This window comes from Synechococcus sp. PCC 7335 (genome assembly GCF_000155595.1).
Taxonomy (GTDB): Bacteria; Cyanobacteriota; Cyanobacteriia; order Phormidesmidales; family Phormidesmidaceae; genus Phormidesmis.
The window spans coordinates 3724760-3738043 of record NZ_DS989904.1 but is presented as its reverse complement, the minus strand read 5'-3'; the positions used below and the strand labels follow the sequence as shown (position 1 = coordinate 3738043).

The following is a 13284-nucleotide window of genomic DNA, read 5'->3' as shown; positions in this document are numbered from 1 at the left end:
GTCCGTTACGAGACCGATAAGGTAGTTGAATACATCGATTAGCCTGTGATTCACGCACTTGTGCTACCTGTAGGTTGCAGCACCATCTGAAAGCTAACTAACATCTGAAAGCTAACTAAAGTGTGATTAGAGGACATTGAGGGATGGCTGTGCTAGCAGGCGTAACCGTTGCCGACAGCTTCATTCTCGCGGCTATCGTTGAGGGACTATATTTGAGCAGAACCCATATCTAGGCAGGTTGTATTCAAGCGGGTCGTACTCAAGCAGACTTTGTTTAAGCCGTTAGTAAGCTTGCCTTACTCGCCTTCGCCACCTTCGCCACCTTCACCGCCTTCACCGCCTTCACCGCCTTCGCCACCTTCAATTTCTTCAGTAGGTTCAGGCTCGAGGCTCTCACCGCCCTCGCCGCCTTCAGGCGTACATCCAACAGCCGTCAAGGAAACGACTAAACCTAGAGAGAGGAAAAGCTCTACTGGCTTCATTTTCTTGGTCATAATGCTCCAAAAAGGTACAGGATGAAACTGATTTTATAGCTAATGAGATTAAATATCAACAATAGCATTAACTGATTGATACCTTAGAAAGGGATGGTCTCGAATTTGGGCATGGCTAAGAAAAGAAGCGAGGCCAAGGAGCTATACAGAATGTTAGTCGAAGCTTAGTGTAAGTGCGCTGTCAAAAGAACTATGCGAACTTCAAGCTGGGCAGGGTAATTGTGGTAAAAGTCGTTACTTCACAGAGCGAATAGAGAGCAATAGGGGTCAATCATCATTAATGGATTAGAACAAAGCGTTCAAAGGATGAGCTGTCAGGGAAAACTCATGATAAATCGATGGCAGTAGTGCTTCTGAACAAGCTTCCGGAGGCCTAGAGCTAGACTTGATCAGTTCTAAAAGCATATATAGGCGTATAGATATGCGCCTAGTTTCGCTATTAATGTCACTGAGCTTTGGTACAGCTTCATCAGAAGTCTCTTCCATATACTACTCTTATTGCGAACCCCTATCGACTGTACGGGTACTTGTATGTAAGGTTGTTTTGCTTTTTGGAGACGGCGTAAGCACTCAAATTTGCCAACCAACCGCCAACTAACTATGATTTGAAGCTGAATACTTTATATAGCTACATTTTCTAGCGATCGCAGTGGTTTTGAATGAGCAGTTCGCATCTTTCCCTCAGCACTTCATTCATCTGTTGACCCTTATGCCTCAAACAGACGCCTTTAGTGAACTTTGGGACTTAATTAGAGGAGTAATTGCCTTACGTGCTACCACTTTTCAAACCCTGCAGAATCAACCGCACAGTCTGCTTGCCGCTCTTTCGATCGCTTTCATCGCCGGTGTTGCCCAGTCGCTTAGCCAAATTGTCGTTCTCTTTATCAATCAGGTCCGGCCACTACGGTTCGTTCTAAGTCTGCTGATATCAGCCGTTCTTTTTGTTGTTGGCTTTGGTTTTTGGGCACTAAGCACTTGGATAAGTATTAACACTGTTTTCACTAGCTACCTGCCGCTGAGCGCAGTTATCCGAACGATTGGATTTAGCTACGCACCGCTAATGCTAGGCGTGTTCGTCGTTATGCCATACTTTGGTAGCGCTATCTTCATTCTGCTTTCTATCTGGACACTGCTCGCTGTTGTTGTTGGTATTGATGCTATTAGTACGCTAGCACTGTGGGAAGCTTTTGGCAGTGTAGCCTTGGGATGGATTGGCATTCAGCTTATTCAAAAAACCGTCGGCCAGCCGATTGCTTCTCTGGGCCAATGGATTACAAACTGGGTCGCAGGTGAAGACTTGATTAGAAACCGCAACCGCCTTGCCGAAGAACTCTATGTCGGACTGAGAGCCCAAATAACCCAATCTGACCCTCTTAGCCAAATGCCGCCTACCCATCCAGCTAATGTTCCTTTCGATCCTAGAAAGTAGATTCTAAGTTGGTACACCAATAGAAACCAAAGCCTATAAAGACAACACTGACAGTCAATTTTCTTGCCGCCTCATTTACCTATGCGCCGCTACCTTATAAAACTCTGTGCTGCTATCTTCTTAGCAATCGGTGCCATTGTCTTATTGTCTCCTGCCAACAACCAATGGCTAGAATGGTATCTAGCCTTAAACAGCAGGCTACTGGGCTTTGTCCTTGATCTGATTCGTGTTGGACTGATTGCCTTGGTCCTAGCTGGGCTGCTTTCTCCCTTTGAATCTCTAGGATGGTGGGCTGGTTGGTACGGCGACGGTATCGAAACTCACATCTTTCCCATTCCTCAAGCGCGCTCATCCCCACAGATTCTAGATCCTCAAGTTCATTCCACTTACCACTACGCATACGCGCCCAAATCCTCGCAGCCTACGCCTAAGCGATACGTGATCTATCTAGACGGTATATCCCAAAGCTGTGCTGATTACCCAAAGCGTGTTCAGAACTTTTTAGATACCTTAGAAACTACGCTGCCTGAAGAAATGGTTTTCATTCAGGACATCATGGCCTACTCTGCGCTCAATCGGCCCCTGACTAGCCAGAGACCTTTTGCTTCATTCTGGCGCTGGATCAATCGCATAGAAGCTAATAATCCTAATAGTCCGCTAGATATTCTAATCAACCTTCGCAATACCTTTCAAGTCGCAGTTTCTACGGACAATCGCTACGGCCCTGTCTTCAATAGAGGAACAGCGCAGGTCATTCTTAATAGTTTGCGCCAGAAAGGGTATCAGCCAGGAATACCGCTCACACTTCTAGGCTACAGTGGCGGCGCTCAGGTTGCTTTAGGAGCAGTGACCTATTTAAAGTATGCGCTAGATGTGCCCATTGATGTGATCTCAATAGCAGGTGTCGTTAGTGGTGATAATGGCATTGCCGAGATTGAGCGGCTGTATCACGCTAAAGGTGATCGCGATATGCTAGCCAAACTAGGTGCAATTATGTTTCCTAAGCGCTGGCCTATAGTTGCCTGGTCCAGCTGGAACAAGTCGAGAACGGAAGGTAGAATTCAGTTTATCTCTCTGGGCCCGATCAGTCACAACGGCGCCACTGGCCCTATTGATCCAGTAGCTAAACTACCTAGTGGTCAAAGTCATCTTTCCCGCACAATAGAAATCATCCTTGATATTTTGAGTCAATCTAGGAGATAGGTTCAATCTGGCAAGCGGCCGAAATATAATCTTTTTGTTTCTGGCTTTGCCTTATGGCTAGTTGGGATCCGCGATCAAATTTTCTAATAGGTTCATTGGCTCCTAGAACTAGTTGTATAGTTGCGCAGTTTTTGAAGCTAAAGCATTTGAAGCGCAGCGCCGATTGCTATAAGTAAAAACACAGATGCCGGCGAGCTAAAAAAAGAACATACTTGATCTCAGTAACACCTCGATTGCTATCCTGATGATGAGAAATAGCATATGGCAAAATTGCCGCTCCTTGAGGGCTCGCAATGTTTAGCTGAAAATTGTTACAACGAAGAGAAAAACTAATCCCTTACTTGCTTTAAGTAAGGGATTTTTATTTTTTGATTAACTGATTCACGATCTCGATGAAAACAGCTTCTAGTTTACACTTAGCCTTCTTGAACTTTGGGCTTCGCCAGTGAGGAATAGCTTGCACTTCTAGCTGATCGTCTGGTAAATAGACAGGATACCGAATCTCAATTTGAAGTGCCTCAACGCTAGGGTATTGGCCGTAGTGTCGAGTAATATAGCCTCCTGTAAACACTTTGTTTTTCACAACTTGAAACGCTTGATTTGAGAAACTTTCACTGATAATATCGAGTGTGCTCTCGCTGCATGTTTTTCCTCTAGCATTCCCTAGACAAACTTCATCGCTGATTAGTCCCATAAAGCTGTGAAGATCGAGCAGGTAGACCTTGCCGTGTTGAGCGATCGCCTCATTCAAAAGCTTAGATAGCTGTTGGTGGTACGGATCGTAATATTGTTTAATTCGCGCTTGTACCTCCTTTTCAGTAGGTTTGGTGGTATAGATATCTTGCTTGAAAGCAGTTTGCTCTGGAACCACTGCTGACCAAAAAGAGCCAAACAGCGGCGGTTTGAGCGCTCGGTTTAGATCTACTACATAGCGACTGTAGTTGGCTTGCATCAGCGTGATGCCTAAGCTGGGAAGAAAATCGTAAAGTGGTTGTAAGTGCCAGTCTGAATTCGGCAATGTCTGAAGTTGCTCGGTTGTGAAAGTGCGGGCAATCGAATCTGGCACCTGTAGCCCACTATGAGGTAGATTCGCCAAAATAGGAACGCTACTACTTTCAGGAGAAAGAACAGTGAACAAATCAGTAGTCATACAATCTTTAAAGAGATATCGCTTGTATATAGCAAGTATTTCTGGGCTGTTTTAGGTGAGTACTATTTTCTAAGCGGTTGAGTAAAGCCCTTACCGACAAGCGCTATCGGCGCTAACTTGCTTCAATTTGTCTTACCGCTGTGAGCGCCGAATAGCTCACACCTGCTGTCCCCTCTCCTGGATGAGTACTATCTCCTACTAGCCACAGATTTTGGATGGGTGTACGAGTGGCAAAACCAAATGGGCCAAAAGTTGGTACACGCTGACCAATTCCACCAACAATTCCTTGCGATCGCCCTGTAAACGTTTCAAAGCTTCTGGGCGTAGCTGCTTCTACATGCACCAAATTTTCTAGGCGGAGGTCAAAATAGTCTTTCAAGCGAGAAATTGCCGTTTGTGTATAGGTTTCCTTCATTGCTTTGTACGTCTCTTGGTCGCCGTCATACCAAGTTTTCACATCGGTGAAAGAGGAAGCGATAATCGTCGCCTTTTCGGCTGGTGCTCGGCTATCACCTGCTCTACTAACTGAAACAAACAGAGAATTGTTCTCTGCAATCGGACCATCGTAGTCATATAAAAACTGCAAGTGAGGTGGGCAATCTTTGGGAATGGCGGATTGTTTTACGCCTAAATAAATAACAAACGCTCCAGAGGCGGATGGTAGCTGTTCTACTCTTCTTTCATACCCACTCATTCTTTCGCTGTCTGTTAGCTTCACAAGATTTTGTACGGTGACATTAGCCACTACGTGATCAGCTGCCTCTAACCAAGTGTTGCCTTTTTTGTCTGTTATTCTTACCTGAGTTGGCCTGCCATTCTCCACCTCTATCGCTTCAGCTAGATGTCTCATATGGATTTCTCCGCCATCTCTTTCTAGCGCTGCAAGCAGGCGATCGCTTAATACCTGCATACTTCCTTTCAAATGAAACAGCCCGTGGGGAGCTTGCGAAACGCCAAGTGCTGTCGCCGCATATAAAACCGCTGTCTTGTCTGCTGTTGTTTGTGAATATAGCTTCAGCTGCATATCTAAAAAAGTGCGCAGGCGGCGATTTTCATACAAACCGTATCCTTTCAGGATGTCACCAACTGTTGAAAAGGTAAACGGTACGGTCAATAGCGTATCAGGTCGTAGGGCTTTAGCTAACTGCCATGCGTCCCATATGTTTCGAGGTGGAAGTATGGGATCTCTCTGTTGGAACCGCCAGCTAAAATCGAACAGTGCTTTCATAAAAGCCCAGAAAGCGGCGCTACCAGGAAACTGTCTCTCTCGTTCAGCCTTCCACCTTTCAGGGTCTCGCCAAACGCTAATCGGCTCAGTCTCACCCGGTAAAAAGACGGCACAAGCCGGATCGCATTCACTAGCTGGCGGTATCTCAATGCTGAGTTCTTTGAATATTTGGTAATGAATGCCTCCAGCTTCTAACCCGGCTACTTGAGTTGCGCCTACATCAAAGGTAAAGCCTTGGCGCTTGAACGTAGAGGCGCATCCCCCTGGTACGATCGCCTGGTCAAAGACCTTCACTTGATATCCTCGGTGAGCTAATAAGGCTGCGGTTGTTAGCCCTCCTATGCCAGCTCCAATCACTACTACTTTTTTTGACGTGCCGCTAGCCATGCAATCGTTACATTTCTTAAAGTCTGCCTTTATTCTAACGCCGTTGCTAGGCTCTAGAGTTGTAGCTCGCTAATTTGCTAGCGGCTCTATCTTTGAAGGACCAATGAAGGTGTCAGTAATACACAAAGGAGCATAAAAATTTCCGTCATCCGGTACATAGTGCTTACTTTCTCTGGTTCGTAAGCTATGGATGCCGAAGTATAGGTAATGCAAATGGCAGATCCCAACAATATTCCTCAAGAGGCTCAGCAGCTCAAAGAAGATCTCAACAAAGAAAATCAGGAAACTAACGAGAATGAGGAGACTGGCGAACAGACTAAACCAGACATCGCTAGCCCTGAGTTTGATAAAGAATACGATATTGCTGAAGATAATAAGACTGGCCCGGGCAATCAAACTAGCAACCCAAGCGCAGTCGGTCGCAAAGACACAGACGGTGGCGATCATGCGTCTAGAAAGACCAAGGTAGACAATATCGATAGCCCTGGTGATAGCGATCCAGACGATTATCTTGATATGGCCAAGGATATCAACAAAGATGCCGATGCCGGCTAGGTGCGCTATCTGGATATGCTATAGCTTTGGTCACTTAGCTTACGGCATAGTCATTGGCTATAACCCTTGTGTTTCAACAGGCTAAGTGACTCGTAATGCACGAATGCATCCGCACATTGCTATATCTAGGGAAGCTGCTAAGTAGTGAGTAGGTTGAGATCATTCATTTTTGAACTCAACCTATCTACTCAACCTATCTATAGCGTTCACTACTCAGCTCTACACATTCGCGATAGGTAGAACCGTTGGTGTATACACAGCTAAATGGTTAGTAAGTGGTTAGCAATTGTCAAACGCATTTGGCAATTGCTATACGGACTAAGGCCTAGCTTACTGCTCGCCTTTGGTCAAATTGAAAATGAAAGGGACACCGGCACTTTCAGAACCGCTCGTCACTAAAACTCGAGGCATTTGAGCACCGCCCTCTTTCCAAGCCTCGATCGCCTCTTTTTGCAGTACCAGATTACCGCCCTGTGCTTTTAGTGTCTCAGCAATCAACCTTTGGGCTTCAGACCGCCCTTTTGCTCGGTTGATTTCAGCTTGTGCTTCCTGTTCAGCTTCTTGCGCTACATATACAGCTCGTTGAGCTCGCTGTTCTGCAATTTGCTTTTCTTCTACCGCCCTTGAAAATTCAGGGGAGAAAGTTAAATCGACCACGCTAGTATCGAGCACATCAATCCCGTATTTTTCTAGCCGCTTGGCTAGCGCGTTGTCAAAGTCCTCTTTTAACAGGGCCCTTTGAGTAATTGCTTCCTCTACTGTGCGCCGTGCGGCAGCTACTTTAAACGACTCTTGAGTCTGTGGGGCGATTATTTTGTTAACAATGTTTGAAAGTGAGCCTTGCTTACGACGAATGTCTACAACTTCGGCTGGCTGTAGACGAAAGTTGATTGCAAACCTCGCTCTTAGATCTTGCAGGTCTTTAGTCGAACTTTCGGCTGGAACCTCAAATTTCTGGACTGTGATGTCGTAGATGTCTACGAATGAGACAAATGGCGGCTTGATATGTATCCCTTCTAGCAAGGCGCCATCTTGGGCCTTACCCAATACGCTTAGTACGCCTGCTTGTCCCGGATTGATAATCACAAAACTGCTGGCCAAGATTAGGGCCACTACCGTTGCGATCGCTGCGATCACAACCGGCTGACTATTTCCTTTAGTTGCACTCAACTTACAAAACTCCTCTTATATATAAGTGTGATTGATAGCTGTCATTAACAGATGCGATCAATCGTTGGGCCAAACATCTTTTTTAGGTAGTGGGTATTCCTAGTATCTCTCCACTACCCGGAACGACTTCGCCAATGTCATAAGCAGTAATCCCCTCCTGTTCAAACTGTTGACAAGCAGCGACAGACTGATCGGGTGGGACAATAACTACAAAGCCAACTCCCATATTAAAGGTATTAAACATATCGCGCAGACCGACAGACCCTGCTGACTGCAGCCATGTGAATATAGGGAGTACTGACCAGCTATCTAAATTAAGCTGGATGGACTGACCTTCCCCTAGGCAGCGCGGTAGGTTCTCTGGTAGGCCTCCACCTGTGATGTGGGCCATCCCATGAATTGTCAACGTAGACTTTAGTGCCTTCAAGACTGGTTTTACATAAAGTTGGGTTGGTCTTAGCAATGCTTCCCCTAGGGACTGACCCTCTAGAATTCTTGGCTTCTCGCTCCAGTCATAGCCCGTAGATCGTCCGGCTTCTCTAGGATCACGATCGCCTTCTGCCATGATTTTCCTAACTAAGCTAAAACCATTGCTGTGAACGCCACTACTCGCAAGTCCGATGATGCGATCGCCAACTGCCACCGCCGATCCGTCAAACATGCGATCTTTTTCTACAATACCCACGCAAAAACCCGCCATGTCATACTCACCAGGCGCATAAAACCCTGGCATCTCGGCAGTCTCACCACCTAATAACGCGCAGCCAGACGTTTTACAGCCGTTTGTTACTCCAGCAACTACCTGCGCTAGCTGCTCAGGGGCTAACTTGCCAGTAGCCAAATAATCTAGAAAGAACAGCGGTTCTGCGCCTATGGTCAGTACATCGTTTACGCACATCGCAACGAGATCGATACCTACTGTATCGTGCCGATCTAAATCTTGAGCTAACTTTAACTTCGTTCCTACGCCGTCTGTTCCCGATACTAAAACCGGTTTTTGATATCCGTCTGGTAGCTCAAAGCAGCCGCCAAACCCACCTAATCCCCCTAGTACTTCAGGCCGACGCGTTCCCTCCACCATTCCCTTGATCCGATCGATAAAAGCGCGTCCTGCTTCTACATCGACCCCCGCCTGCTTGTAGTCCATCGCTCGCCTTCTCCCAAAACGCTCTGTATAGCATTACAAATCACACCGATTGCAGAGCGTACTCACATAAAGCGCTCAATAACCAGTCTCAGATTCTCACAACGCTTTCTAAGAGACAAACCAATCTGTGAAGAGACACATTAGGGACGACTTAAAATTTCGGTGAGTGACTGCTCATTAAATGTGTAGTTTTGTATGCAATAAAATGCATAGTCCCAAAAAAACTATTCCACTATGCACAGTAAAAAGGGGCTTCTATTGATTAGTTATCTAGATTAGGTAGCATCTAATACATAAGCATCACAAAATATCACTCTATAGGCTGAAGGCACTGGAAGCCCTTAACATTTCGTCACTTCAAGCTTTCATGAAGCACTCAGAAAAACTTTTTGACCGATGACCTTCGCGAATACCCCAATTTTTACCCCTACTCAGTTCGTGTAGATTAGCGACTGTTGGTTTAATTCATGCCGAGGTCAAGCACTGCTTCAAAGCAGCAGCTCAGTGAACCGAACAGAAGACCGGTTAGACAAACGGTGTCTAGCACTAATGCTGTCGCAACGTAGTCAATTATGTTTTTGCTTCCCCAAAGTCTGCTCAAGAAAAAGTCAAAGCAGCAATTTGCTACTAGTCTGGCAGCAGCTATATTGCTGTCAGGAATCAATACGGTAGGAATCGGCGCTACTCGAGCGATCGCCCAACCTACCAATCGCGCTAATGAAGCTGAGGCAGTTAGCGATAAGCCTACCGAGTTGATCGGTGCTACGGCTGCTAGCAGTGACTCAGAGTCAGGTTCTGGCTTTGTGTCTGATGCTGCGCTTAACGATGATGTTTTGGTTTATCCCCACGATGTCGATGGGCGCCAAGCTGCCACACTCTATTTGAAAGATATTCCGATACTTACTTTTTTGGCCACAGAGGTAGACAACCTCACCAACGGTATCGAAAGCGAAGCCGCGGCTGAAGCAGTTTCTGACACAGAAGTTTCCGAAGCGGTCAGCGTTTCTCCGGCTGATGAAGTTCTAGAGAATAATCCTATCCTTCGAGCAACTGAGCTAGGCACCCAGTTGAACCCAGAAGAAGTAGAGGCTACCGATATCTCGGTGCGCTGGCAGGAAGAGTCTGAAGGCTTTGTAGTGACGCTGGCAGATGAAGATCTGATTGCGTTAGATAGTCGCACAATTTTGGCAGATACTACAGACGATGCTGCTGAAGACGCTTTGCAGGTTACCAATCGTTTGCGTCGTTTGATCGGCGGAGCTGAACCGGTCTCAGAGATTGAAGATATGCCTGAGCCTGAACCTGTGGTCGAAGCGGCACCTGCTCAGCAAGTTGCGATTGTCTCTAGTACGGTCGGAACCGCTTCCTGGTATGGCCCTGGATTTCACGGCAGACGGACTGCTAACGGTGAATCTTTTAATCAGTACGCACTAACAGCTGCTCACCGGACACTTCCTTTCGGGACCAGAGTACTGGTAACTAATCTCTATACAGGCAGACAAGTTGTTGTTCGAATCAACGACCGAGGACCATTCTCAGGTAACAGAGTCATTGACTTATCAGCAGGTGCAGCTGATCAAATTGGTTTGACTAGTGCGGGTGTCGGTACTGTCCAGCTAGATATACTGGGCTACTAGTCAAAGATATAGCCGTTTTCAAATACACAGCTAACAAAAGCGTTCAACACAGGTAGCCTTAGCGTCAAAGACGCAGTAAGTGAGGGGTTGGACGCTTTACTCTGTTGAACGAACTATCGCTCTTTAGTGGTTCTCGGAAAAGAATGGCTGAAATGACGCAAACTCGTTACATAATAACCAACGACCCGTACGAGGTTTCAATGCTTACAGCGTTTTGATTCCCGAAGTCATTGAAGAGCGATAGCTTTGTGCACAGCAATAAGTGCTGTCGATAGATGGTTGGGGAATTGGGAACTAACGGAATAAGAGCACTGCAGTTTGGCTACTTCTAAGTAGTTGAACCGTAGTACTGCCAATGACCAAATGACGGATGCGACGGTGACCGTAGGCACCCATGACTAACAGGTTGATTTGGTGTTGCTCGATGTACTGGGCGATTACCTTCTCTGGATTGCCGACAAGTAGGCTTGTTTCCAGCGTCAGCCCCGCTTGTTGAAGCTGCTGCTTGGCCTTAGCTAGTGTTTGCGATCGCTGAGTCTCCGAATCCGACTTGGCCACCGTTAATAGGTGAATCGCTACATGCTTAAATCCAGAAGCATTGGCTGTCATAAAGGCTAAGATCCGTTGGCTAGTAGGGCTGCCATCGTAAGCCACAAGTAGCCGTTTAATCGGCGCAAAGGTTTGAGGCGTTACTAGGCAAGGCTTGCTGCTGCTGCGTACAATCCGATCAACATTGGCTCCTAGATGTCCTGAGGCAAACTCTGCTGCTTCGCCTCGCTTGCCTAGCACCACTATATCGGCGTCTGCTTCAAAGTTGTGAAAGCAGTCCACTAGAAAACCAGTTTGATTAATTAGCTCTACCTCCGCCAAACCTTCAGCTTCTAGCACCTGGCTAGCGTTTTGCAAGATCAATCGGGCGCGCTGGTTATTGAGTTTAGCCTTTTCATACTCTAAATTAACTAACTCATTTAATAGCTGCTCCGAAGCTCCTAGACCAATGCTGCCACTGAGATTGCCAGTAGAGGCAACTTTCTGTCCGCGAATATCAGTGACGAACAGAACCTTGACTTTGGCCTGAAACTGGCGAGCGAACCAGGCGCCGTATCGATAGATGCTATCTGCGAAGGCCGACCCATCAGAGCACAGAAGAATTGTTTTCATACTTGAGTTTTTTATTTTTGTGTTTTTTACACTTGTGTTCTACCTAAGGCGTTTCTATACAGAAATTGGGGAGATGGAGAGTCCCAGTGGCTTGAAGATACAAAGCGTCCTGTAGCGAGGCTAGACAGCGTTAGGAGAACAGTGCTAGGGCTGCCCGCTAGCGACAAGTTCCTCGTCAGTTGCAAGGCGGTTAAGTAAAGTAGCACTGGCTTCATTGAGACCAATCACGGTCACCTCAATTCCGCGACGTCGAAACTTTTGTACGGCTTTATCGAGTACCTCGACAGCTCCTTGGTCCCATATGTGTGCTCGGCTAAGATCGATAGTTACCTGTTCGACGAGTTCAGAAAAGTTGAAGGAAGCCAAGAATTCATCTCGTGACAGAAAGAAAATCTGCCCCGACACTTTGTAGATGCGATGAGTGTCCTCTAGCAAGATTCGATCGACAAAAACCAGCTTGGCTACTTTACGAGAGAAAAATACCGTACTCATCACGATACCTGTCGCTACCCCTAGAGCAAAGTTGCGAGTAAAGATAATGACAAGCATCGTGGTGAGCATAACGATGACTTCACTGCGAGGTACACGGCGCATGTTCGTGAAAGATGACCAGCGAAAGGTGCCGATAGAAACCATAATCATGACGGCAACTAAAGCGGCCATAGGCATTTGCCTTACCCAGTCTTGCAAAAATAGAATCGCCACGAGTAAAAACACACCAGCCGATAAAGTAGAGAGACGGCCCCGTCCGCCGGACTGGACGTTGATGACCGACTGACCAATCATGCCGCAGCCAGCCATCCCTCCAAAAAAAGCAGTCACAATATTAGCAATGCCTTGTCCTTTAGCCTCTTGGTTTTTGTCGCTAGGCGTGTCGGTAAAATCGTCGACTAGAGAGGCGGTCAGAAAGGACGCTAATAGTCCTACGATTGCTAGAGTGAAGGAATAGGGGAAAATAATTTGTAGGGTCTCAAACGTAAACGGTACCTGGGGCAAAGCAAACAAAGGTGGAGCAGTCGGTAGCTCACCCATGTCTCCTACTGTCGGAACATCTAAGCGCAGAGCGATCGCGGCGATGGTCATGACCGCTAAAGCGACCAGCGGCGAGGGCACTGCCTTGGTAAAGCGAGGCAGGATGTAGATGATCCCTAGCGATAGTAAAGTTAAGACGTAGACCGTAGGCGGCACATTAGTAAGCTGAGGTAGCTGAGCTAGAAAGATCAGAACCGCGAGCGCATTGATATAGCCGATCATGACGGCTCGGGGCACAAATTTCATTTGACGGCCTAGCTTGAATAGACCAAATATCACCTGAAAGATACCCGTCAAAAAGGTTGCTGCCAATAGGTATTGAAGTCCGTGATCTTTGACCAAGTCCACCATTAGCAAGGCCATGGCGCCCGTAGCCGCTGAGATAGATCCAGGTCTGCCTCCGAGAAAGGCAGTAATCACCGCAATGATAAATGAAGCATAGAGTCCTACCTTAGGATCGACGCCAGCAATAATTGAAAAGGCGATCGCTTCTGGAATTAGCGCTAACCCTACCACCGCTCCAGCTAGAAGGTCAGCCTTGGGGTTTGGTAACCACTCTCGTTTGAGCGTACGCAAGTTTGGTAAGCGAACGTTGAAATTAGAAATGTTCAAGGGTTCTCCTTAGGCCTGGGAAAAGATTGAAAGACGATTTTTGGTATGAGCTGTTTGGGTATGAGCTGTGGGAAACAGG

11 protein-coding genes are annotated in these 13284 nt (G+C 46.8%); 4 read left to right on the top strand and 7 right to left on the bottom strand.

The genetic code is table 11. The features are described 5' to 3' along the window. Window positions 1-296: 296 nt before the first annotated feature. Complete coding sequence (locus tag S7335_RS15760; RefSeq protein ID WP_006456724.1) at window positions 297-494, bottom strand: hypothetical protein; 198 nt, start codon at window positions 492-494, stop codon at window positions 297-299. A gap of 709 nt (window positions 495-1203) precedes the next feature. On the opposite strand from S7335_RS15760, the gene S7335_RS15750 reads away from it, so the two are divergent. Next, complete coding sequence (locus tag S7335_RS15750; RefSeq protein ID WP_038018686.1) at window positions 1204-1923, top strand: hypothetical protein; 720 nt, start codon at window positions 1204-1206, stop codon at window positions 1921-1923. A gap of 81 nt (window positions 1924-2004) precedes the next feature. Beyond that, complete coding sequence (locus S7335_RS15745) at window positions 2005-3126, top strand: hypothetical protein (RefSeq protein WP_006455190.1); 1122 nt, start codon at window positions 2005-2007, stop codon at window positions 3124-3126. Window positions 3127-3487: 361 nt separating this feature from the next. Here the strand turns inward: S7335_RS15745 and S7335_RS15740 are convergent, their stop codons facing one another. Together S7335_RS15740 and crtD are read right to left on the bottom strand one after the other, a co-directional pair. Beyond that, the gene (locus S7335_RS15740; RefSeq protein ID WP_006456874.1) at window positions 3488-4276 is read right to left on the bottom strand and encodes an N-formylglutamate amidohydrolase; all 789 of its coding nucleotides are present in this window, start codon (window positions 4274-4276) and stop codon (window positions 3488-3490) included. A gap of 112 nt (window positions 4277-4388) precedes the next feature. Beyond that, window positions 4389-5891 (bottom strand): C-3',4' desaturase CrtD, encoded by a 1503-nt coding sequence (gene crtD, locus S7335_RS15735; protein WP_006454171.1) that lies wholly within the window; start codon window positions 5889-5891, stop codon window positions 4389-4391. Window positions 5892-6104: 213 nt separating this feature from the next. Here crtD and S7335_RS15730 point away from each other — a divergent pair, with 213 nt between their 5' ends. Then, a complete protein-coding gene (locus S7335_RS15730) occupies window positions 6105-6446 on the top strand; it encodes a hypothetical protein (protein WP_006454192.1) in 342 nt (113 codons plus the stop codon). Window positions 6447-6776: 330 nt separating this feature from the next. Here the strand turns inward: S7335_RS15730 and S7335_RS15725 are convergent, their stop codons facing one another. After that, window positions 6777-7583: a prohibitin family protein gene (locus tag S7335_RS15725; protein ID WP_369791692.1), complete on the bottom strand. Its 807-nt coding sequence runs from the start codon at window positions 7581-7583 to the stop codon at window positions 6777-6779. 115 nt (window positions 7584-7698) lie between these two features. Next, window positions 7699-8763 carry a phosphoribosylformylglycinamidine cyclo-ligase gene (purM, locus tag S7335_RS15720; RefSeq protein ID WP_006457028.1) on the bottom strand — a complete coding sequence of 355 codons (1065 nt, stop codon included), beginning with the start codon at window positions 8761-8763 and terminating at the stop codon, window positions 7699-7701. Between the two features lie 572 nt (window positions 8764-9335). Here purM and S7335_RS29385 point away from each other — a divergent pair. Beyond that, entirely contained in the window at window positions 9336-10400 is a 1065-nt protein-coding gene (locus tag S7335_RS29385) for a septal ring lytic transglycosylase RlpA family protein (protein ID WP_006454215.1), read from the top strand. Window positions 10401-10694: 294 nt separating this feature from the next. Here S7335_RS29385 and S7335_RS15710 read toward each other — a convergent pair whose 3' ends face one another. Together S7335_RS15710 and S7335_RS15705 are read right to left on the bottom strand one after the other, a co-directional pair. Then, window positions 10695-11561 (bottom strand): universal stress protein, encoded by an 867-nt coding sequence (locus S7335_RS15710; RefSeq protein WP_006453381.1) that lies wholly within the window; start codon window positions 11559-11561, stop codon window positions 10695-10697. 144 nt (window positions 11562-11705) lie between these two features. Continuing rightward, window positions 11706-13169 (bottom strand): SulP family inorganic anion transporter, encoded by a 1464-nt coding sequence (locus tag S7335_RS15705; protein ID WP_050765996.1) that lies wholly within the window; start codon window positions 13167-13169, stop codon window positions 11706-11708. Window positions 13170-13284 lie beyond the last annotated feature (115 nt).